The organism is Paenibacillus marinisediminis (genome assembly GCF_054343325.1).
The window spans coordinates 50865-73158 of sequence record NZ_JBTGUH010000010.1 but is presented as its reverse complement, the minus strand read 5'-3'; the positions used below and the strand labels follow the sequence as shown (position 1 = coordinate 73158).

Genomic DNA, 22294 nt, shown 5'->3' with positions numbered 1-22294 from the left:
CCCTCTCCTCGTTGAATGGATTATTCTTTTACCGATCCCAATACGATACCGTGAACGAAATAACGCTGCAAAAACGGATAGATGAGCAGGATCGGGATCATAGCGACCATCAGTTTGGCCGCGTTCAAGGTCTTGTTCGATGCCTTCATCAATTCGATCAGCTGCTCTGTCGTCATCTCTTTCATCAGGTCCGGTGTAATATTCACAACCAATTGTTGGATGTACGTCTGCAATGGATAATTCTGTGGTTTACTCATATAGATTAACCCATCAAAGAAAGAATTCCAATGCCCTACGATGCTGAACAGCGTCACACGGTGATCTCTTTGAAGAATTGATGTAAATACAATCGATTTGAAATAAAGTTGCATCGGTTTAGCCCGTTGGATATGATTTGGATAAGGCAGACTGTTCGACTTTTTGGCGGAAATAAAAAAATCGGATTACGAATTGAAAAAGAATTCATAGAAAGTGGTGAAGAGAAATGGTGGATATTGAATATGTAAATGACATGTATGCGGACTCGTATTTTCCAGACTTTTTAGTAGATAAGGTTAAGACTGCGATTATAAGAGCTGAGGATTTTATTAAGCAAGGAAATCACTCATTAGAGGAAATTCAAGAAAGTTTAGATGAAATGACATTAACCATTAATGAAATACAAGAAGAATTCTGGGAGCATGACAGTGAAATAGAAACGGTAGCAAGGGAGTCTATTGGGGAAACAGTGGAGAAAATATTAAAGAAATACCAGATTGCTATTGATATTGAAGAAGCAATTAGAAACAGAGATTGGTAAACAAGTTTAATCGACAGGAAGAGCGTCTGAACGAGGTCATATAAGGAAAATACTTATACAAAGGAGTGAAACATCAATGATTAATAAAGTTGGGCAAATTATGTTGTATGTAAATAATCAAGATGAGGCAGTGGGCTTTTGGACAGAAAAAGTTGGATTTCATGTAGTTTCTGAGGAGAATAATGGTCAAGGAATGAGATGGATTGAAATTGCGCCTACTAAGGGAGCAGAAACCAGCATCATTCTCCACAACAAGGAGTTCGTTGCTAAGATGTCGCCTGAAATGAATCTCGGTACACCTTCTTTAATGTTTTTCTCGGAACATTTCGATCAACTACATGACGACTTGTCCAATAAAAATGTCAAAGTCGGTGAAATTGTAAATATACCTTCCGGAAGAGTGTTTAACTTTGCAGATCCTGAAGATAATTATTTTGCTGTAATGGAAAGAAAGTAAACCCGCATCTAAAGATTGACGTTTCATAAATCACCTGATAATGTGTTAGGTATCTAACATGTTAGTGGGTGATTTTTTGTCTTTAGTTGAACAAGTCAAGCGTATTAATGAAGCTGAATATACGATAAACCGTCTGATCTTTAAACATTATAAGCAATATTTAAATAGCGGCATTACGACTCAACAAGCGGTTGTATTAGATATTGTGTACTTAGCAAAACGCATTACGGTCGGTGAAATCGCGATTGAAATGAATATTAGCTCCAGCGCAGTCAGCCAATTGATTGCGAAATTAGAAATGAATCAATATATCAAGCGAGACATTAATCCACACAATCGTCGCGAAGTATTTATAACGTTAGATGACAAGGGAACGGAGTATTTTGCGAAGCAGGATTATGTAGAACAGCAAGTCGTAGATAAAATCTACAGCAAACTTACATCACAAGAGGTAGACGAATTAGAACGCATTGTTGAGAGATTAAAGGAGATTGCGATGAAGGAATTATAAACATTTCTTCATGCTCAATATGTTAGATATCTAATTTATTTAGGAGGCTAATTGATGGAGGATTTACTTAAACATATTGCGTTTAATGGTGCTGTGTATCATGAACAAAATGGACTTATCAAGCAGTATTATCATGGTTATCAAGATATCACAAAGCAGCATCTTATTACGGAAAATACACAATTTAATCTAGCATCATTAAGCAAAATGTTTACAGCGGTCATGACGTTCCAGCTCATCGCAAAAGGTCAGTTACATTTAGAAGATAAAATTACAAATTGGTTTAACGCACCTCATTTTACAGAAGTGACAGTTGCACAATTACTTACACATACATCAGGTATTCCAGAGTATATTGCTGAAGATTCAACAACGAATGTTGAAACATTTATCCAAGTGATGCCGCCACAATATGCGCCGAATGAGCATTGGTCTTATAGTAATACGAATTATGTGTTGCTTGCTAAGATTATTGAGGAAGTGAGCGGCTTATCGTATGAAGCCTATTTACAACAACATATTGCAGAGCCATTAAATCTTACCCAGATGACAACACAACCTGCAAGGCAATACGTAGCGGAGGGTCAAACGTATGATTATGAGGAGCAGCAGTATTTAAGGGCGATTGATGACCGATATTACCACGAAAGTGAAAAATATAATGATGGATATGGCGATGGTGGTATATATGCAACGGTGGCAGAGGTAGCGAAGTTCTTAAAAGCACTTTGGCAAGGTCAGTACATAAGCAAAGAGATTGTGCAATTAATGTTAACACCAACAGCAGTCGCTGAGCATTATAGCTATGGTTTTATCATTCAAGATGAGTGGGTTGGTCATACAGGTGGATGGATCGGTTGTTCAGCACAAGCCTTCATGAATAGATCAACAGAAGAAGTGATTGTGTTAGCGACGAATCAAGAAGTATTTCCGCAGTATGAACAAGAAATGTTGAATTGCTTCATGGGGATACACCATGCTGTAGAAGCGCCAAAACATGTAGTAGTCCTACCGCTCACTGATGAAGATGATATTGCGGGTCGATATGAATTAGCAGATGGCCTGGGCACAAGATTCACGATTGAACAGGATATACAATGGATGATTTCATTTGAGCATCAGCTGTCTGTGCCGCTATTTAAAATAGAGGATTCGTATTATTGGGTACGCAATACGATGAGTTATGTAGATGCTGCGAATCATATATTTATCGATGAAGGTATCGAAGTACCTTATCAAAAAGTGGATTGATATAGCCAAACCACAGTTTCGGTAACAAGCATTATAGTTTTGTGGAAAACGTTATGATATGATATCTTAATCTCAAATTTGCTCCGAATGCGCTGGGAAAAATCATATTGATCAAATATTAGAATAGGTGGGTACTAGATGAATAAGCCAATCTATCAAAATGAAAATTACAGCTTCGAAGAAAGAGCTAAGGATCTAATGTCTCGTATGACGCTTAAACAAAAGGTATCGCAAATGCTCCATACCGCTAGAGCAATTCCTGAGCTCGGATTATCATCTTACAATTGGTGGAATGAAGCTTTGCACGGGATTGCAAGAGCTGGAGTGGCAACGATGTTTCCTCAAGCAATCGGTATGGCAGCAACCTTTAATCCGGACTTAATCGAGCAAGTTGCCGAAGTGATCTCAACCGAGGGAAGAGCGAAATATCATGAGTTCCAACGTAAAAATGATCATGGCATCTATAAAGGGCTGACTTTCTGGTCACCAAATGTAAACATTTTTCGGGATCCTAGATGGGGTAGAGGACATGAAACATATGGTGAAGATCCTTATTTGACGGGAAGGCTTGGCGTTGCATATATTAAAGGGCTGCAGGGACAAGATCCTCGTTATCTGAAAGCGGCAGCATGTGCTAAGCATTTTGCTGTTCACAGTGGACCAGAAGCTGAGCGGCATGAATTTGACGCGATCGTATCCAAAAAGGACTTATACGAGACTTATTTACCTGCTTTTCGTGATTGTGTAAAGGAAGGCAAGGTCGAAGCGATCATGGGAGCATATAACCGTGTAAATGGAGAGCCTTGCTGTGGAAGTGAGACTTTGCTCACTGAGATTTTACGGAATGAATGGGGCTTTGAAGGTCATGTCGTTTCGGATTGTGGGGCAATCCAGGATTTCCATGAATATCACAAAGTAACAAGCACACCTGAAGAGTCTGCAGCTTATGCAGTAAATCATGGCTGTGATTTGAATTGTGGTAATATGTTTATCAATTTGGTCCATTCCGTAGAGCAAGGTTTAATTCAAGAGGAAACTATAGATCAGTCTGTTATTAGACTTATGATTAGTAGGATGAAGTTAGGGATGTTAGATGATCCAGCACATGTACCTTATACGAATATCCCTTACGAAGTAAATGATTGCGAACAGCATCGGGAATTTGCGGTAGAAGTGGCCCATAAGACGCTAGTCCTTCTTAAAAATAGTCATAAATTGCTGCCTCTTGATCGTAATCAATTAAAGACAATCTCAGTAATTGGTCCAAATGCGGATAGTCAATCAGCACTTAAAGGAAACTATAGTGGAACGGCATCAGAGTACGTGACTATTCTGAATGGAATTAAGCAGAAGGTTTCTAAAGAAACTAGAGTTCTGTACGCTGAAGGTTGCCATTTGTTCGATGAAGCGAATGACCGATTCTCTGAAGCCATTTCTGTAGCAGAGCGTGGTGATGTTGTCATCCTATGTTTAGGCCTTGATGCAACATTGGAAGGGGAACAAGGGGATGCGAATAATATGGATGCGAGCGGAGATAAAAATAGCCTCAAGCTTCCAGGACATCAAGAGGAATTATTGAGAACTATAACCGCATTAGGGAAACCAGTTATTCTTGTAGTACTAAGTGGCAGTGCTTTAGATTTGTCATGGGCAGATGAACATGTGCCAGCCATTCTTCAAGCGTGGTATCCTGGAGCAGAGGGTGGTAAAGCAGTAGCATCATTGCTATTTGGTGAAATTAATCCATCAGGACGGCTTCCTATTACATTCTATCGATCTACAGAAGAGTTGCCTGATTTCCGTGATTATGCAATGCAAGGGAGAACTTATCGATACATGAAGCAGGATGCTTTATATCCGTTTGGTTATGGTTTAAGCTATTCTCGCTTTGAATATCAAGAGGTTCCAATAGAACAGCAAATATTAACTGTAAATGATTCGATTGAGTTACAGGTTCGTGTCAAAAATAATGGATCAATGGATGGGGAAGAGACTGTTCAGCTTTATATTAAAGATGTTGAGGCTTCAGTTACAGTTCCACGATGGCAATTGAAGAAAATTCATAAGCTTTTCCTTAAGTCAGGCGAAACACAACTTGTGTCGTTCACGATTACACCATATGACTTATCAATGATAAATGAAGAGGGCAAGCGCATCTTGGAACCAGGATTATTTGAAATATATATAGGTGGAAATCAACCCGATCGTAGAAGTATAGAACTTACTAATGTACCCGTCATTAGATATTCGTTGGATATTGTTGGTGAAGCAATAGAGATGGAGTATTAATGGATGATTTTAGGTGGTAAGGAAGAAAAATGAACAAACTTTTGTTTGTTCATTTTTTGTTGTCTAATATATCATAAAGTGATATATTATTTTTAGATATATCATAAAGTGATATAAAGTGAGGGAAATGCATGAAGTCATTAGATCAATTAACGGATTCCGTTTTTTACATCATGTCCGGATTTATCAAGCCTAGACATGGTTATGCGGTAATGAATTTAATAGAGGAAATCACAGAAGGTCAAGTTGTGATTGGCCCAGCATCGTTGTACACGATTATTAAAAAATTAATGAACGAGTCATACATTGAGCTTTATGATGATTCAGATTCAAGAAGAAAAATTTATGTGTTAACAGACAAAGGGAGAAACGTGTTAATGCATGATATTGAGAAACGTAAAAAGATGGTGGAATTCGCGGAACAAGGATTAAAGGGGGAGATGTAAATGAGTGAAACAAAGTATGTTGTATCGAATGGAATTGCATTTTCAGAAAAGAAAGATCTAATAATGCTGCGCAAAGAGGCCGCAAATGGCTGGATCGTGAAGAGATATAAAAGGATGGGGTACGAATTAGTAAAAGGGAATCCAGAGGACGTGACATTTAGTATCGATATACGAGATTTGAAAGAAGAAGAGTTAGACGAATATATCGAGTTATTTGAGACAGCTGGGTGGGCGCATGTGTGTTCGCAGTATGATACGTATTTATTTAAAGCGTTACCTGGTGTAAAACCGATTTATACGGATAAAGAAACAAAGGTTGAAAAGTTCGAGCGTCTTCAAAAATCGGTTGGTCCTGCTGCAGCCATAACCTCGTGTGCTATGGTTGGAAGTTACATCGTACGTGAAATCACAACGGGTATGCTTAGCGATGTATTTTATGTGATATTTTTGATATCTGTTGTTGTTGCAGCACCCATGATAGCGACTTTCTTAGCTACTATGTATCATTCAATAAAGGTAAAGTTGGTTAACAAGTAGAAATAACCAATGTTGGGCGATTCAGACCGGAGGGAGGCTACATATATGACGGAACGCGATGTTGTAATCGGCATTGATGGAGGCGGAACGAGTACAAGGGTCATGATATGCGATCTGAAGGGGAATGAGCTTGCTTATGCGGAGGGTGGCTGTGCATCTAGGTATAAGGACGAGAACGCGTCTGATCATGTGAAAGCGACTATTGAGGATGCTCTTGCGAAGGCGGAGCGGGTTGCAGCTGATGCAGCCATGTTGGTTGCTGGAATTGCAGGCTACGAATCAGAAGCAGATGATGCATGGATTACACCTTTCACCGACTTGCCGGGACTCCATTGTCCCAAGCTGCACTTGAATGACTCGGATATTGCTCATGCGGGAGCGCTTCAGAATAGACCAGGTATTATTGCAATCGCCGGAACGGGCACGATGATCATGGGCATCGATGATAACGGCAGGCGGATCAGAAACTTAGATTATCATCAATACGCCTATAGTGCCGCGCGCCATCTCGCTTATGAAGCTGTGTATGAAGTGCTTGCCGGATATCGAGATGATTCGAATGAGGGACTGATCACGGAAATGCTGCAGCATTGGCAAGCGGATAGCTTGGAGCAGCTGCAGGAGCTTGCTCGACAGGGCTTTCATCCTGATACGATGAAGCGCGATCAACTGTTTGGACAGTTCGCTCCACACGTAACGAGGGCCGCAGAACAGGGCAGCAGTGTTGCAAGACGTGTATGTAACCGCGCTGCTGAGCAGCTCCGATTGGGTATTGAGCTTGTGGGCTCGAGCTTTGTTCAACGCGACGTCGAGGTCGCGCTAATCGGTAGTGTCATTTGCAGTCCCTATATGAGAGGCAAGCTGACAGAATTACTCATGGCCAATCCAATTAAGCAATATCGCGTGGTTGAACCACAATTGCCGCCTGTAGCCGGTGCTATTCTTCTGGCCTATAAGGAGCTGGGCATCCCTGCAAACAAACTGACTTCATTTCATAGATCATATTGAAGATCATAATCTATCGGGAGGGATTATATTGGATATCGAAATCATATCCCTTGATGAATCTCATATTCCTAAAGTTAAAGGCTTGGTAGCGGGCTACATCAATTCTTCATCCAGTGGCATGGACGAATTAGATCCATCATCAGAGCAGCTAGAACAATGTGAACGGATTTTACATAGGCTTATTAGTGACAGCTCGTCTTCTTGTTATTTAGCTAAGCAGGATCATGAATATATAGGGTTCATCATCCTTTCCTGGAGCTTCTCCATAAGCAAAGGGTACCCAGTACTGCATGTAGATGCTCTATATTCATCATCGAAACATAGGAAGATGGGTGTAGGCAGGAAGCTAATGGAGTATGCCATTGATTTAGCTATTTCGAACAAAGCTACACGATTACAACTCGAAACAGATGATGATAATCTCCCAGCTCGTTCTTTGTACGGCAAGCTGGGGTTTAAGCTATTACAAGGTAAGGGTGTATATATGTCATTTTTATAGCGGAAATGAAGCATTTGGACGTGCTTAGCAAACGTCACCACTCAACGTGGTGGCGTTTTTTATATGGAATGCCAGGGGGCGAGCCTTGGATTTCAGTCCGCGCGGACGGTTCGCTGAATAGCGTGTAGACAACGGGATCAATTCAATTCCAACCGTTAAAATATCGTTTAACCATGATCTCGATTACGCATGAAAAAAACAAAAATGACTTGACATTGGAGGTCACTCCAATGTTAATTTGAGTTTATGGAAAAACTTTACTCTATACAAGAAGTTTCGCGGATGCTTGGTATCCCGAAGGATACGCTTCGGTACTATGACCGGATTGGAATCGTATCGCCGTCCCGGGAATACAATCGGTACCGCAGGTATTCGAAGAACGACCTCATCGACTTGATGAATATTCAAATCATGCAGTATGCGGAGTTTTCTCTTGACGAAATCAAGGGGAAGTTTGGATTCCACAGGATGGAGAATGTAGACTCTGCTTATTGCGAGGAAGTTGCTGCGTTCATCGATGCCAAGAATGCAGAAACACGCAAGAAGATTGCCCATCTGGAAAAGGTCAGTCAGTTGCTCGAGGTAACAGCCGAAACGCTAAGGGACCTTAATCATGAAAGCGATCAGCGATTGGCAGAGATCGTTCGCGAGATTTACCAGGCTATTCGAAAGAAGGAACCAGGAATATCCGAGGAGGGATGTCATGGACATCAAGATTAGGAATTTTTATTATCTGATTGCAGGCATTCTTGTGATTCTGTTTGCCGTCACGCACGCATGGAACGGGCAATCCACAGTGCTGCCGATGCTCCACGTGAGTGCAATAGCCATGGATACCCAGATAGTATTCAAGTATGTTTGGCACATCATCACGGCGGAAAATTTGGTCTTCGGCATCGTATTCATTTTCATGTCATTCCAAAGCGAGCGATCGAAGATCAGATTTGCCGCATGGACTATCGTTTCGCTTCTGATCGTCCGACTGATGGTTATTCTTGGCATAACGGCATTTCATGACATTTCGGCACTTACGGATACGTTACTCGATTCGATTGCAATCGTAATCTATGTCGCCTTCATCATACTGGGAATAAGTATGAAGAAAAAAGAGATCGGAGGTCAGTTGCCACAGTCTAGTAGGGGGGAGTGAAGATAACCATAGCCAAGCTGTGAGAGCGCATTGCAGAAACGATGCGCCGCAGATGTAAAAGACTGTGACATTTCAGGTCTTAAAGGTAATGGAGTACACAGCAGGCTGCCTAAGCCTGCTTATTTTGTTGAAGTAAGGGGCAGTATAGTTGAAAAAGGAACTTAAATTGAAATCTCGAATATCTAATGTAATCGGATAGCTAAAAATTTGATGACAGACAGGAGTTAGATACGATGATAAAAGGTTTCGGAGGAGTATTTTGGAGAACCAAGAATCTTGAAGTTACAAAAAAATGGTACAGTGAAGTGTTGAAGATTGAAATTGGAGATTGGAATGGGGCTGTGATAAAACCCCAATTAGGAAACGAGACTATCTTTTCCTTCTTTACCGAGAACGACAGTTATTTTCCAACAGAACAACAAGTGATGTTAAATTTCCAAGTACATAATCTATACGAGACTATTAAGCATCTTGAACATATTGGTGTACCTCTTGCAAAGGAAGAAGAGGTTAGTGAATTTGGAAAGTTTATTTGGATTGAAGATCCTGAAGGTCGACTGATCGAGCTTTGGGAGAAATAACGAGTTGTGATTCATTTGCTATAGGAAGAGGTTTATGGAGGACGAATAGTATTTATTGATCAGTTGAAAAGGAGTCGATATCTTATGAGCCGCCTATTCAACTAACCCGAGGAACGGGAACCGTGGACACCCCTAACACAAAACTATAATTCTATAGGGCGTGGTAATGGCGGGGATACTGTTTGTGGTAGGTCCATAAATAACAATTAGATCTCGGTTCGCAGGGGTTCTTGAAAAGGGTTGCCCATTTGTTAATACTATTTGAGTATATGGAGAAATATTTAATCGTAATCGTCCATCACTGCTCACCAATTCAGTATTAAAATAATCTACTTTTACATTCGGATATGGGCTATCTTTCACCATGACAATTGCTTGATATTGTGGAGGGTAAATTAGAGGAGCAGGTGCATTTCCGTCATAATATCCAGTCACTTGATCTCCTACTGACACCATTACATGGTCTACAAAATAAGTATGGGGTGACACAACGAAATTTACTGATGCTCCCATTCCGTTGTCTACAGATATTAATTTGAAACATCCTTCATCATTTTGACCTGTAAAAAAATCATTAATCATAGTGATAGTCCCGTGAAAAGAAAGAAAATTTGTCATATAATATCTCCTTTTGCTTTAAAAAGATAATGCACTATTCGTAAAGTCAAATAACCTGTGTTTACAGTATGTAGGTTAATAACTATATGATTGTGCAGATGCCTATAAAGGAGATTCCTCAGTGAAAAGCGTGTTGCGTTAACCCGCGACACCGCCTTTGCCAAGATTGTAATAAAGTGATCGGACTTATTAGAAAAGCGGGCCTCTTCTCCAAGTAGGTCCGCCTTTCAGTTATACAATATGCTTTAACAGTTCCTAAGAATGACGAAGCAAAACTCTCTATAGCTCACGAACTATTTAACATTGAAACCAACCGCATTCAATCTCTCTTGTTTCGCAGCGCATACTGCCGTAAAACTTGGGTTACCCACGCCTACACACCCACGCCAGAGTGTTAAACACTGTTCAACGGAACGGCAATTTTAGCCTTATTCCTTATCCAGAAATTTTAATGCATAGTATAGTCCCCAATCTTGGTCGTTTGACCATGGATCATAATATCTTCCTAATACTTTATTAATGGAGAATGGGTATACGTGTGCAGACGAGCCGAATCCGTCCCGGTCAAATAAACAGAGGTTATTTCTTAAAATCGTGTTTGCCTGTATTTTATATTCTACTTGTTTCGTAGCCATGTAATAATATTTATAAGCAACGGCTGTCAGTGTGCTCCAGTAATGGGGAAATGTGTCGCCATAAAGTTTCCTCTTGCCGAACCAATACCCGTCCCAGTGTCGGATCGCTATCCGATTCAGATGATAATCCGGCTGGTCTCCGCTAAACAAAGACAATAACCTAATATGCTTTTCAGCTGCCTCCAAATATTTCTTCTCACCTGTCAGTAAATAGACCTCTGTAGTATAAATTGCTGCCGGTGCTACAATACCTTGTTCATAATTAACCTCATGTGGGGGATAGTTGATCCCATTTTCCATAATATAGTTGGCATGCTTGCGGTACAAACCCAGCAACTCATTGCTTTCTTTCGTCATACCTTGCTCGTTAAGAAGCTGAATAGTTTCATACATCGGCATACAAATACAGTAAAACTTATGGCCACCGTTGTGGTAATATGTTTTTAACGCTCTCGTCATTCGTTCGAGAAAGACCGAATTCCCCTTCAGCTTAAACAGCTCCATATTGATGACGGCGACCCAAGGGTAATTGTACAGTCTGTGCCAATCATTGTTGCGGTTTATGTTATTAAATACTATGCCGGTCTGTTCATCATACAGTTCCCGCCGTATAAATTGATCGTATAAATCAAGGCTATTCTCCAAATCCGTGTTTGCCGAATTTCCTTTGTTATCGCTCAAATATAAAGCAAGAAGAGCTCCCATCGCGAGCCTTTCGCGTCCAGCGTTGTGGTCGTCTCTTTGGCTGTAATACGTACGACCAGCTTCCTTGTCATAAATCAAATAAGCGCCATACAGCGGACTTTGCTCGTCCAGATACTGTTGCTTATCGACGATATATTCACAACGGTTGTTTACAATATGCTCAAAGAAAGGGAGAACCAAAATTTTCAAAAAGGTCCTCACGGTATCCGTCTGCAATATAACGATGTACTCCCCGGGTTGTTCGGGAGAAAATACAGAAGTCATAGTCTTACCGTTTATCGCATATTGCAGTGGTTTGTGATTTACGGAAACGTGCAGCTCACTCCATTCAGCTGCATATTGTGCAGTAATCGTAGTTGTTTCGCCTTGAAATAGGGTATATTCACTGGCGCTCGCCTTTACAAATCCTGGAATTGTTAATGCTTTACGGTAGAAATCGTCCGGCCCTTGATGCCAAAAGATGACCCATGAGAGCTCCATAGACTGCTTTGGAGCTAAGGTAAAGGGAGAAGGATGCAAAATAAAATCCCCTCGATCGTCTGAAGTTTCCTCCCGAATCACACTGTAGGTCGAAAGGCTGCCAGAAGTCAGCACCAGACCAAGATGAGGAGCTTCCCCTCCCATTCGTAATGCATTTACATAACTCACATTCTCTCCACACCAGATATGCGTATGGCAGCGCCTCGTAATGCAGGTTGCCGAATCTTGATAATTCTCATTGAAGACTGTAAATATTCCGAGATCTGACTCCCCGTATGTTTGCGGGATGGTTGTCTTGTTTTCAAAGATATACCTCTCTTGAAACATGCCGTCCGGATTGAAGGAGCGCTCTACTGTGATATTTAGCTTTTCAGTAAAGTAAATGGATGTGGATACATTGTCGAATACCTTTGTTTCAGCATGTTCAACTTGAAAGCTGCCCGTGCCAATACTGGTAATGCCTCCCCAGATATTCTTTCCCTCTACCCAATTCATACCATAAGAATCCTCAGGATGTACCAAGGAGAGGATTCCACCGGTGACTGGATCAATCTCGATATTATATTGCTCGTTAAGTAGGGATGAACCGTTCGGTTTATTCATTGTAGCGCTCCTTCATCAGGTTGGTTAAACTGTAATGAGTCCGACAACTAGAGGTTAGCACGCGGTGCAAAATATATGTATTTATAATTGCAAGCAAAAATATCAAATATGTTGTCATATAGCCCTAACACTTTTATAATTGTTTCCGAAAGCATAGAGTCGCAAGGGGGAGTATAATGGAACAATTATTTCATATCTCAAACGTTTACGGTTCCGTTCTACTTGACCGTTTTCATTATGTCGTAGTGGAACCCGGTTGGTCTATTGGCAATCATCGGCATCTTGCATTCGAATTCATTTTTGTCGCTAAAGGGCGGTTGTCACAGTCAATTAACGGAATACCTTGTGACATTCCTTCTGGTTCGGCTATCGTAATCAAGCCCGGTATTTACCACCATTCGAACCCCGTTGAGGAAGAAACGGAGTTATTCGTCTTCCACTTTCAATTGGAAGACGAGACCGTTTCCTCGGTATTTCAATCCAATACAAAACCGTATCTATACGTAGATCCAGATACAAACGGTAATGTCATTCAACTTTGGGTGAAGCAGTTTCTTTCTCAGTTTGCAGATGATTTGAAAACACTTGATTCTGGTTTACTACCTACTACTCCTTTGAAAGAAAGGACTCGTTCATCCATCCTAATGCTACAGATGCAGGCTAGCGTTCTCAACCTGATCAGCCTGCTCGCATCGTTTGCCATGAATCAACACAACAGCAGCATAGAGCTAGGCATTTCCCCCTCCCATTTGAGACTTGCACACGAAGCCGCATATCGGCTGGGGCAATCATCAGCAGTCGGACTGAAAATACAAGATTTGGCTAATCAGTTACACGTCCACCGATCGCACTTAAGCAGTTGTTTTCGTGAAGTATACGGAATGACGATTAGAGATTTCATGACCAATATTCGTATTAGGGAAACCAAAAAACTGCTTCTTGAAACGGATCTTTCATTAGAATCAATTGCCGAGCGATTATGCTACGCTTCCCCTTCGCATCTAAGTTTGGCATTTCAGAAGTACGCTGGAATTAGTCCTATAAAATACCGTAACCGGTATAAATCACTTATTTAAGCAAGCTGATATATCGGTGCACGGGAAGGAAGTATCTCTGGCTACGATGCTTTGTTTCCCGCATCCTTGGGGGAAGAATGTTGGCCATTCGGTTTGAGGAAGCATCCGTTTAGATGATAAGGACAGAAGAGTTAATCAATTTTTCACCGAACGTGGCACGGTTAACCCAAACGTTCGTTGGTGTCAAATAAGCGTGACTTAGAAGCCGAGCATGCTTATTTCCAAAAAGAAGGCATACGCACTTCTGACTACATTTCGGGTGGTTTTTTTGCGTTTCTTCACTTTTGTGACCCAGACGGCAACCGATTTAATGTATATAAATATTAACTGAATCGTAAACGACCAGAGTGTGACATAAACCTCTGATAGACCTTCGCACTAACGGGACACGATAGTTCAAACATGTCAAGGCTGCCAGCTCGATTGGCAGCCTTGTTGCGCTAACTCGCAGGTTAGCTCAATAAGTTATAAATTGAATGTTTAAAGTTATAGAGCATTTCTTTGCAATGAGGAATGCTTTTTTTGTTGAAAAAAGATATCCCAACTACTTCTGTAGATCCGGATAATTTCTTCTTCTCCGCCAACAAGGTAACGCTTCTTGTCATCTTTGATCATGCAGTTAGGCTGGTTTTCACTCTGCGAAAGTTGAGTTAATAATAACTTCATCGCAGAGCAGGTGAAATAAACCGCCCAACGTGCGGTTGTCCGTACTTTGTCGAATTTATGTCTAATGGCTTCGCTCTTTGTTGTTAGGGGTGAAGCCATTAGTCGTTTTAGGGGGATCACAGCGAGCCGTCCTCCATAGGCCGTTTTATGGTAAACCTAAATGGAGGTGATTTTTTGTCCAAACGAGGCAAGGAAAGGAAGGCTGACAAAATACTAAATCAAGAAAGGAAGAGGACAAGGAGTTAGAGAAAAATATCAAACAATTATTCAAGCTCATACTCTTAGCTAATACTATTATATCTTTATGTTCTTAGAGTTTGGATAAAATTCATAAAAGAGGAAAATAGAATCAGTACATTTCCAAACATAACTTAAGAATAAGCCAACAAACAATTACATTTTTATACAAATATTGAAAGGAGAATCAGATCTTAAGTCGAAACTAAGGTTTAATAGTTCTATATGGTTATCGATAAAGGGGGAGGGGACATTTTGACGCAGAAGAAAAATCATTTGCTACTTAGGGGTTTCATTACTACCTGCTTCTTGGTTGAAAGATATATTAAATCTTTCCACAAATCATTATGCTCTTTTAGTAAGTGGTGTGTTTATGCGCTATCATACCCTCTATTTTTCTTTACAAATTGGTAAAAGCACAAATGAACAAGAATGTCTTTAGAGAAATCAGTTTACAGGGCAATGAAATGAAAAGGAGGGGCAGGCAATGTTCGCCTCATCGATGAATCGAAGAACAAGATTTACGATTTTCGCCAAACTGATTACAGCTTTATTGGCTGTCTTGTTGCCGCTTTCGATGATTACGCTCTTGTTGAACCAGCAGGGGGGGCGTACGATTTATGAGGAAATATCCAAGTCTGTCCAGAGCAGAGACGCGTTCTATATACAGTCGCTAGAGATTGCGCTTAAAGGCATCAGCCAGCTTATGTTTGAGTTTGTGATCGATAAAGAACTGATGGAGGTTGGCATCTCGGAGGAGCCGGTCACGAATTACGGTCACATGAACCAGGTGCTCGCCGTTCAGAATCGGCTGCGTATGCTTAAAGCCTCCAGTACGTACATTGCCGAGGCGAAGGTGTTCCTCCCGTTCAGCAACAGAACGGTTGCCTCGAATGATTATTTGTCCTCCATTCCCACCGACGAATACGTGAAGCTGGTCAATAATGTGGATCCGAGCCGGGTCATGGCAATTGGCGAACGGTTGTTTATGAGCATGCGGTTTCCTGTGAGCGTATCAGGGAGGAAGCCCGTTTTCATCATTGTCGTTGAGCTATCGGCGAACAGGCTTCGCGAAAGCTTGAAAAATATTGTTAGTGCGAATCAAGGAAACTCCATTCTGTTCAATGTCGAAGAGGGTTGGGAGATCACCAATGAGCATGACGAGGTCATCGTACAAAGAATGAGGATGTTTGCAGAGAAGCAATTGGCGGAAGACGTATCGTTCGGCATTACTCCCTTTGTGCTCGATGGCGCGTCCTATCTGATCTCATACCGCAAAGCGGCTGCTTTGAATACTGATTTGCTCGTTTACGTTCCTGAAGATAAAATTCTCGGCTCTCTGCATCGTTATGAGCGATGGATCTGGGTACTGCTCGGTTTCTCGCTATGTATCGTCCTCCTGCTTGCGATTTCTATCTACCGGATCATCCATCATCCGCTGCGTCGGCTCGTAGCGGCTTTTCGGAAGGTGGAAGACGGCAAGCTCCTTCCAATCGAAGCCGGCGCAAGACGCGACGAATTTCAATATATATACCATCGGTTCAACAGCATGATAGCCAGGCTTGACGAGCTGATTAGCGAAGTCTATGAGAAGGAAATTCGCAACCAGCGTTCCGAGCTTAAGCGGCTGCAATCGCAAATCAACCCGCATTTTCTGTACAACAGCCTATTCAGTCTGAACCGCTTGATTCAAGCGGACGATAACGACCGCGCTTATCGGTTTACATTGTATTTGGGCGATTACTTTCGGTTCATCACGCGTAATGCGAACGACCGGATTTCACTCCGGGAAGAAATGAAGCACGCCGGAATCTTTGTAGATATGCAGTTAATTATTTACGGCGATCATATCGACGTTGAATTCGAGGCACTTGCCGATGCGTACGGCGAGCTGCTCGTTCCCCGTCAAATTGTGCAGCCCATATTGGAGAACGCCTATAAGTATGCCTTTGGAACGCTTGTCTCGAAGGGGGAGCTTTGGGTGCACTTCTCGGAGTCCGACGGTTATTTGTCGATCTGGATCGAGGATAACGGCGAAACGCTGCCGGATGTCCACTTGGCGGAGCTGGCGGCAAAGCTGTCGGAAAGCGGGGATTTTATGAAGGAAACGACCGGCGTTATTAACGTCCATCGCAGGATTGAGCTGATGTTCGGCAGCGGCAGCGGACTGTCGTTGACGAGGTCGCAGTTAGGCGGTTTATGCGTAGAAATTCGGCTAAAACTGGATGGCAGCGGAAAGGCGGGATCCTATGTATCGGATGCTGATCGTGGATGATTTTCCGGTGATCGTGGAAGGGTTAATGAATATGTTCGGCAAGAAAAAACCGGAGCTTGAGCTGCACCAAGCGTACTCGGCTCACCAGGCGCTTGAAGTGCTCAATCGTATCAGGATCGACATCGTGCTGTCCGACATTCGGATGCCAGGGATGGAAGGGACTGAGCTGCTGAATGAGATCAAGCGCCGCTGGCCGATGTGCAAAGTCATTTTTCTCACTAGCTTCGACGATTTTCATTATATCAAGCATGCGATTTCTGGAGGCGGCTTCGATTATTTGCTGAAGACCGAGAGCGACGACGGTATTGTGCGGTCCATCGATAAGGCGATTATGGAGCTGGACGAGCAAGCTGCGGCAAACCAACGGTTGCTCGAGGCGAATCACCAAAGCAAGAGGGCGGTTTCACTCTTGCAGCAGCAGTACATCAACACGCTGCTCAGGGGGAGGGCGCCGGTATCGGAATCCTCTCTGCGGGCCAAGCTTCGCGAGATGGAGATGGGATTGTCGGCGGAGCGGCCGGTTTATTTGTTGCTGGAACGCATCGATTCCTGGGGAGGCAAAGGAGCAGGCGCGGATCGTAAGCTGATGTTGTACGCTGTTCAGAACATCGCAGCGGAAAGGCTGCAGCTGGCGGCTAAGCTGGCATCTGCGGAGGTGGACGGATCGAATGTGGCCTGGCTGCTGCAGCCGGCGGGTTCGCACGGAGAGACCGACGAAGATTCACAAGACGAAGCGGAGGAAACCTGGTTTGAACGGGTGTTCGGCGAGCTCGACACGATTCAGGCGAACTGCCGCGAGACGATCGATCTGGCGGTGTCATTCGCGATCAGCCCTGTCGCTGTGCGATGGGAATCGCTTTCGGGAGCCTATGACGCGCTGCTGTCGCTGCTGTGGGGAGAGCAGGGGGCGAGAAGCGAAGTGAAGCTGAGGGGATCGGCCGAGCTCAGTACCCCGCGCTCGTCGTTTGAAGCGGCCAGGACGAAGCTGGCCAACCGCAAAATGAAAAAGATCGGACTGCTCGGCCACCATCTGGAAAACGGAGGAAAAGCGGATTTTATCAGCCTGCTTGATGAGATAATCGACCACGCGGCGGATGAGAACCGTTCCGGCTTCGTCAAGCTGGAGGTGTATCACGGGCTCGCCTCCGTCTTCCTTTCTTACTTGAATCAATATCCGCTGGACGGGAAGCTGGCCACGCAGATCGGCCTGGATCGCCTGTCGCATGCCGACGTCAACTTGTCCTGGGAGGAGCTGCGCTCTTATTTTCGCAAGCTGGCCGAGCTGTTGTTTGACAATCACGACCAGCCGGCCATCGAAGACGAGCATGTTGTGGTGCTCCAAATCAACGAGTACATCGACAGCCATCTGGCGGGAGATGTATCTCTGGCCAAGCTGGCAGGAATCGTCCACCTCAACCCTTCCTACTTGTCGAGATTGTACAAAAGGACGTCGGGGATCGGGCTATCCGAATATATTAATATGGCGCGGATAGAGAAAGCGAAGGAATTGCTGAAGTATTCCGTTTATAAAATTTATGAAATTTCCGCGATGGTCGGCTATGACTCTCGCTTGTCGTTTATTCGTTTCTTCAAAGCGAACATGGGTATAACGCCGCAGGAATATCGGGATTCGTAGCCGTACTGCTGTTTTTGCCGCGAAGTGGTCAAGGAATGTAACTGGATGTCAACAGGTGAATCTTGTTGCGGATGCGCACAAATTTATATACTTATTACAGAAGTGGAAAGCGCTTACAACGGTCAAGGAAAATCACTACGAATCAGGGGGAGTATCTATGAAACGTTATGCCAAAGGCGGATTAGCCGTGTTATTATCCGCAATGCTGCTTACGGTGACTGCCTGCAGCGGCAACCAGCAAGCAAACAATTCACCGGAAGCTTCAAAGTCGCCTTCTGCAAGCGCAGTCCAAAGTCCGGAGGCAATCGATCCGCTCGGCAAGTACGATCCGCCGATTGAACTGACTACGATCCGCGCCATCGACGTAGAGCAAAAATACGACCCAGGCGATAACATCGACAAGAATACGATTTACGATTATTACGAGCAGAAGCTCGGGATTAAGCTGAAAAACAATTGGGTCGTCAATTCGGTTAGTGACTACGACTCGAAGCTGAAAATTGCGATTGCTTCGAACGAACTGCCGGATTTCTACAAAGTCAGCGTCAACGATATTAAGCAGTTGGTCGACAATGACATGATTATGGACTTGACGGAGCTGTGGGATAAGACCGCTTCGCAAGATACGAAGAACGAGTTTACGAAAGATGGCGGACGCCAGTTGAAAACAGCTACCTTCGATGGCAAGCTGATGGCGATTCCCGTGACGGGCAGCCCGTACAACTCGATGAGCTACGTCTGGGTGCGCAAGGATTGGCTGAAGGAGATGAACTTGCCGGAGCCGAAGACGATGGCGGATCTGCTCACAATATCGGAGGCTTTCTCGAAGCGCGATACGGGTGGCGCTGGGAAGGCGTACGGTCTGTCCTTGTCCAAGTCGTTGCCGTTGTCCGGATTTTTCGCCGGTTATCACGTGTACCCGCAGCAATGGGTGAAGGATGCCTCCGGCAATCTGCAATACGGCAGTCTTGATCCGAATATGAAGCCGGTGCTAAAGCAGTTGCAGGATATGCTCAAGGCGGGACAGATCGATCCTGAATTCGGTGTGAAGGGTACGAGCAAAGAGCTCGAATTGATCGCGAACAACCGTGTCGGATTGACATATGGCGCATTCTGGTACAGCGCCGCTCTCGAAAGCGCCGTGAAAGACGGCAAGCTTGTGCAGGATTGGGAGGTCTACCCAATTCCTTCCGTTGACGATCAGCCTGCGCTCAGCCCGACCAGTGCGGCTGTCGATAGATTCTATGTCATCAACAAGAATGCGAAGAACCCGGAAGCGGTTATCAAGCTGTTGAACGAATGGACCGATTTAGTACTGCATCCGACGGAAGAGAACAGCGTACTTCTGTTCGGCAAAGATAATGATAGAACCGGCGGTTTCTGGGACATCAATCCGATTGTCGTAAACTCTATGGATGCGTTTGTTCTGTCTGGAGAGCTAATCCCGCGCGCGCTGAAAACCGGCGATAAATCGCAGCTCGGCGTGGATATAGACCGCAATGTCAGATACGAACAGGCCAAATTGTACATGGAAGGTGAGGTTACCTTTTCGAGCTGGCTCAATTATATGATCGTCAAGGAAGGCGGCACCTTTGCAATGATGTTTGACGGGTTCCAGAAAGGACTGTTCCACTTTAACGAATTCTACGGTGCGCCTACGGCGACGATGGGCGACAAAATGAGCGTGCTGAAGGCGAAGGAGGACGAAGTAATTACCAAAATTATTATGGGCGCTTCGTCCGTGGACGAATACGATAATTTCATCTCCGAGTGGAAGAAACTCGGCGGCGATCAAATTACGGCTGAAGTAAACGAGTGGTACAAGTCGCAACAATAAGAATGGTTTCGGGGGGAGAAGGGGATGTTTCATAACCTTCTCCCTTCCTCAAGGAGGAGAGCAAACTGTTACGAAAAGAATGGAGACAAAACAAGCTGCTGCATCTGATGGTCCTCCCCAGCCTGATTATCGTTCTGATCTATAGCTACGGACCGATGGCAGGCACCGTCATAGCGTTCAAGAAGTTTTTGCCCGCCAAAGGCATCTTCGATTCGCCGTGGGTGGGGTGGGAAAATTTCAAGTATGTCTTTCTGATGCCGGATACGTCGCGCATTATTGTTAATACGATCGTGATCGCCGTGATGAAAATGGCGCTTGGCCTTATCGTTCCGATCACGGCGGCAATTTTGCTTAATGAAGTCCGGAAATCGTTTTTTCGCAGAACGTTCCAGACGCTTGTCTACTTACCGCATTTTTTGTCCTGGGTCATTTTGAGCGGCATCTTGATCGATATTTTGTCCCCGACATCGGGAATCGTCAATCAGGCGCTCGGCTGGCTTGGCATCGAGCCGATTTATTTTCTCGGTGACAATCGCTGGTTTAGGTTTACGGTCGTGATGTCCGACGTTTGGAAAGAATTCGGCTTCGGAACAATTGTGTACTTGGCGGCGTTGACCGGAATCAATCCGACACTATACGAAGCGGCGGAAGCGGACGGCGCAGGACGTTGGCGACAAATTTGGCACGTATCGCTGCCGGGTATGACGCCGATTATCGTGCTGATGGCCGTGTTAAGTCTCGGAAATATTCTCAATGCCGGATTTGATCAAATCTTTAATCTGTACAGCCCGCAAGTGTACGAGTCGGGCGATATTATCGACACATTAGTGTATCGTATCGGCTTGCAGCAGTTCCAATACGGCGTAGCTACCGCCGTCGGCTTGTTCAAGTCGATTATTTCGTTCGTGCTGATCTCGATCTCGTATTACTTGGCATATCGGTTTGCCAACTACAGAATTTTTTAAGGAAGGTGATTGTAATGCCGTCGTATCGACAAAGTATCGGCTACCGGCTGTTTACGATAGGCAACATGGTCTTCCTGACGCTGTTGGCTTTCAGTTGCCTGTTTCCACTCATTCATGTGTTCGCGGTTTCACTAAGCTCGGCCCAGGCCGTATCGGCCGGTGCGGTCAATCTGTGGCCAGTCGAGTTTACCCTTGCTTCCTATAAAGCCGCATTAGCGAAAAAAGAGTTTCTGCAAGCGTTCTGGGTAACGTTGCAGCGCACCTTTATGGGCACCTCAATCAGCATGATTCTTATGACACTGCTGGCGTACCCGTTGTCCAAAGACAGCAAGCAGTTTCGGTTTCGTACGGTGTATGCGTGGTATTTCGTTTTTACGATGATTTTCAGCGGAGGACTTATTCCTACTTACATGGTGGTCAAGTCAACGGGATTGATCGATACGATCTGGGCGCTTGTCATACCGTCGGCGATTATTGTGTTTAATGTGGTGCTGCTGCTCAACTTCTTCCGCAATCTTCCGAAGGAGCTGGAGGAGTCGTCCAAGCTGGACGGTGCGAATCATTGGACGATTCTGTGGCGCATCTATGTGCCGGTATCGCTGCCCGCGCTGGCGACCGTGCTGCTGTTCACGGTGATTTGGCATTGGAACAGTTGGTTCGACGGACTCATCTACATGAATCAGCCGAAGCATTATCCGCTGCAGACGTTCTTGCAGACAACGATCGTTTCGAGGGATTTGACAGAGATGAGCGCGCAAGAAGCCGAGAAGTTTCTCCGCGTGAACAGCCGAACGGGCAGGGCAGCACAAATCTTTATAGCGGCACTTCCGATTTTGCTTGCCTATCCGTTCTTGCAGCGTTTCTTCATGAAAGGCATCGTGATGGGGAGCGTAAAGGAATAATGAACCAACCACCTCCCTAATCGCATAACTATGCTGAAGATGCGCAAATTTCCCCTTGGGCAAGAGAGGCAACTCAAGCCATTTGTAACTATTTGAAAAAACAATAACAGCGGCCAAGGGCTGTGCCACAA

21 protein-coding genes and 1 pseudogene are annotated in these 22294 nt (G+C 44.1%); 18 read left to right on the top strand and 4 right to left on the bottom strand.

Features of this window, described 5'->3' with window-relative positions; translation table 11 throughout:
- Nucleotides 1-20 precede the first annotated feature (20 nt).
- Nucleotides 21-314 (bottom strand): annotated as a pseudogene (locus ACXX53_RS18970) (carbohydrate ABC transporter permease); the annotation flags it as partial.
- 170 nt (nt 315-484) lie between these two features.
- Between ACXX53_RS18970 and ACXX53_RS18965 the strand changes: the two are divergent.
- The 12 genes from ACXX53_RS18965 (at nt 485) to ACXX53_RS18910 (ending at nt 9528) form a co-directional block, all read left to right on the top strand.
- A complete protein-coding gene (locus ACXX53_RS18965; RefSeq protein ID WP_458570259.1) occupies nt 485-799 on the top strand; it encodes a DUF5713 family protein in 315 nt (104 codons plus the stop codon).
- A gap of 76 nt (nt 800-875) precedes the next feature.
- A complete protein-coding gene (locus tag ACXX53_RS18960) occupies nt 876-1256 on the top strand; it encodes a VOC family protein (protein WP_458570258.1) in 381 nt (126 codons plus the stop codon).
- Between the two features lie 76 nt (nt 1257-1332).
- On the top strand, nt 1333-1767 hold the full coding sequence (locus tag ACXX53_RS18955; protein WP_458570257.1) for a MarR family winged helix-turn-helix transcriptional regulator: 435 nt from the start codon (nt 1333-1335) through the stop codon (nt 1765-1767).
- A gap of 54 nt (nt 1768-1821) precedes the next feature.
- On the top strand, nt 1822-3018 hold the full coding sequence (locus tag ACXX53_RS18950; protein WP_458570256.1) for a serine hydrolase domain-containing protein: 1197 nt from the start codon (nt 1822-1824) through the stop codon (nt 3016-3018).
- A gap of 138 nt (nt 3019-3156) precedes the next feature.
- The gene (locus tag ACXX53_RS18945) at nt 3157-5307 is read left to right on the top strand and encodes a glycoside hydrolase family 3 C-terminal domain-containing protein (protein WP_458570255.1); all 2151 of its coding nucleotides are present in this window, start codon (nt 3157-3159) and stop codon (nt 5305-5307) included.
- Nucleotides 5308-5438: 131 nt separating this feature from the next.
- Nucleotides 5439-5753, top strand: a complete 315-nt coding sequence (locus ACXX53_RS18940) for a PadR family transcriptional regulator (protein ID WP_458570254.1) — start codon at nt 5439-5441, stop codon at nt 5751-5753.
- A complete protein-coding gene (locus ACXX53_RS18935; RefSeq protein WP_458570253.1) occupies nt 5754-6290 on the top strand; it encodes a DUF2812 domain-containing protein in 537 nt (178 codons plus the stop codon).
- Nucleotides 6291-6335: 45 nt separating this feature from the next.
- Nucleotides 6336-7298, top strand: coding sequence for a BadF/BadG/BcrA/BcrD ATPase family protein (locus ACXX53_RS18930; RefSeq protein ID WP_458570252.1), 963 nt, complete (start codon nt 6336-6338; stop codon nt 7296-7298).
- 28 nt (nt 7299-7326) lie between these two features.
- Nucleotides 7327-7797, top strand: coding sequence for an N-acetyltransferase family protein (locus ACXX53_RS18925; RefSeq protein ID WP_458570251.1), 471 nt, complete (start codon nt 7327-7329; stop codon nt 7795-7797).
- A gap of 246 nt (nt 7798-8043) precedes the next feature.
- Nucleotides 8044-8517: a MerR family transcriptional regulator gene (locus tag ACXX53_RS18920; protein WP_458570250.1), complete on the top strand. Its 474-nt coding sequence runs from the start codon at nt 8044-8046 to the stop codon at nt 8515-8517.
- Nucleotides 8501-8947: a hypothetical protein gene (locus tag ACXX53_RS18915; protein WP_458570249.1), complete on the top strand. Its 447-nt coding sequence runs from the start codon at nt 8501-8503 to the stop codon at nt 8945-8947. Before ACXX53_RS18920 ends, ACXX53_RS18915 begins: the two co-directional genes overlap by 17 nt.
- Before the next feature lie 233 nt (nt 8948-9180).
- Nucleotides 9181-9528: a VOC family protein gene (locus ACXX53_RS18910; RefSeq protein WP_458570248.1), complete on the top strand. Its 348-nt coding sequence runs from the start codon at nt 9181-9183 to the stop codon at nt 9526-9528.
- Nucleotides 9529-9660: 132 nt separating this feature from the next.
- Here the strand turns inward: ACXX53_RS18910 and ACXX53_RS18905 are convergent, their stop codons facing one another.
- Together ACXX53_RS18905 and ACXX53_RS18900 are read right to left on the bottom strand one after the other, a co-directional pair.
- Nucleotides 9661-10146, bottom strand: a complete 486-nt coding sequence (locus ACXX53_RS18905; RefSeq protein ID WP_458570247.1) for a hypothetical protein — start codon at nt 10144-10146, stop codon at nt 9661-9663.
- A 428-nt stretch (nt 10147-10574) separates the two neighbouring features.
- Nucleotides 10575-12569, bottom strand: coding sequence for a hypothetical protein (locus ACXX53_RS18900; RefSeq protein WP_458570246.1), 1995 nt, complete (start codon nt 12567-12569; stop codon nt 10575-10577).
- 176 nt (nt 12570-12745) lie between these two features.
- Between ACXX53_RS18900 and ACXX53_RS18895 the strand changes: the two genes are divergently transcribed.
- Complete coding sequence (locus ACXX53_RS18895) at nt 12746-13645, top strand: AraC family transcriptional regulator (protein WP_458570245.1); 900 nt, start codon at nt 12746-12748, stop codon at nt 13643-13645.
- Nucleotides 13646-14131: 486 nt separating this feature from the next.
- On the opposite strand, the gene ACXX53_RS18890 is transcribed toward ACXX53_RS18895, so the two are convergent.
- Complete coding sequence (locus ACXX53_RS18890; protein ID WP_458570244.1) at nt 14132-14410, bottom strand: hypothetical protein; 279 nt, start codon at nt 14408-14410, stop codon at nt 14132-14134.
- A 625-nt stretch (nt 14411-15035) separates the two neighbouring features.
- Here ACXX53_RS18890 and ACXX53_RS18885 point away from each other — a divergent pair.
- The 5 genes from ACXX53_RS18885 (at nt 15036) to ACXX53_RS18865 (ending at nt 22163) form a co-directional block, all read left to right on the top strand.
- Nucleotides 15036-16823, top strand: coding sequence for a sensor histidine kinase (locus ACXX53_RS18885; RefSeq protein WP_458570243.1), 1788 nt, complete (start codon nt 15036-15038; stop codon nt 16821-16823).
- Nucleotides 16807-18459 (top strand): response regulator transcription factor, encoded by a 1653-nt coding sequence (locus tag ACXX53_RS18880; protein WP_458570242.1) that lies wholly within the window; start codon nt 16807-16809, stop codon nt 18457-18459. Before ACXX53_RS18885 ends, ACXX53_RS18880 begins: the two co-directional genes overlap by 17 nt.
- Nucleotides 18460-18616: 157 nt before the next feature.
- Entirely contained in the window at nt 18617-20296 is a 1680-nt protein-coding gene (locus ACXX53_RS18875; RefSeq protein ID WP_458570241.1) for an extracellular solute-binding protein, read from the top strand.
- A 107-nt stretch (nt 20297-20403) separates the two neighbouring features.
- Nucleotides 20404-21261 (top strand): ABC transporter permease, encoded by an 858-nt coding sequence (locus ACXX53_RS18870; protein ID WP_458570240.1) that lies wholly within the window; start codon nt 20404-20406, stop codon nt 21259-21261.
- A gap of 14 nt (nt 21262-21275) precedes the next feature.
- The gene (locus tag ACXX53_RS18865; protein ID WP_458570239.1) at nt 21276-22163 is read left to right on the top strand and encodes a carbohydrate ABC transporter permease; all 888 of its coding nucleotides are present in this window, start codon (nt 21276-21278) and stop codon (nt 22161-22163) included.
- Nucleotides 22164-22294 lie beyond the last annotated feature (131 nt).